Source organism: Streptococcus mitis, from assembly GCF_009496155.1.
Classification (GTDB): domain Bacteria; phylum Bacillota; class Bacilli; order Lactobacillales; family Streptococcaceae; genus Streptococcus; species Streptococcus mitis_BQ.
Map to the genome: position 1 here is coordinate 1 of NZ_WIJP01000048.1, position 672 is coordinate 672.

The window sequence follows — 672 nt, forward strand, 5'->3', positions numbered from 1 at the left end:
TGCCATCTTCATACTTCGGTGTGTAGATATCTTTATCTTGTTCACCTACTGTTACAGTGACTGGGATTTCTTCCGTTGAGCCATCTGGATAACGTACAAGAACCTTACCTGTAATCTTATCTCCTGGGTTTGCTCCTTCTGGAATTGTAACAGTGACTTTGCCATCTTTATCTACGTCGATAACGCCTGGTTGGTCACTTTCGAAGGTTGTACCATCTGGAATCTTCTTACCATTCTCTTCTGTTAATGGAATTTCAACCTTAGATCCTGGTTTGCCATTGCCATCTTCATACTTCGGTGTGTAGATATCTTTGTCTTGTTCACCTACTGTTACAGTGACTGGGATTTCTTCCGTTGAGCCATCTGGATAACGTACAAGAACCTTACCTGTAATCTTATCTCCTGGGTTTGCTCCTTCTGGAATTGTAACAGTGACTTTGCCATCTTTATCTACGTCGATAACGCCTGGTTGGTCACTTTCGAAGGTTGTACCATCTGGAATCTTCTTACCATTCTCTTCTGTTAATGGAATTTCAACCTTAGATCCTGGTTTGCCATTGCCATCTTCATACTTCGGTGTGTAGATATCTTTGTCTTGTTCACCTACTGTTACAGTGACTGGGATTTCTTCCGTTGAGCCATCTGGATAACGTACAAGAACCTTACCTGTAA

General features: G+C 41.8%; 1 protein-coding gene. It reads right to left on the reverse strand.

The features are described from left to right. Positions 1-672 (reverse strand): YPDG domain-containing protein (locus GEZ84_RS10640; protein WP_194252079.1); only part of this gene is annotated, 672 nt, incomplete at both ends.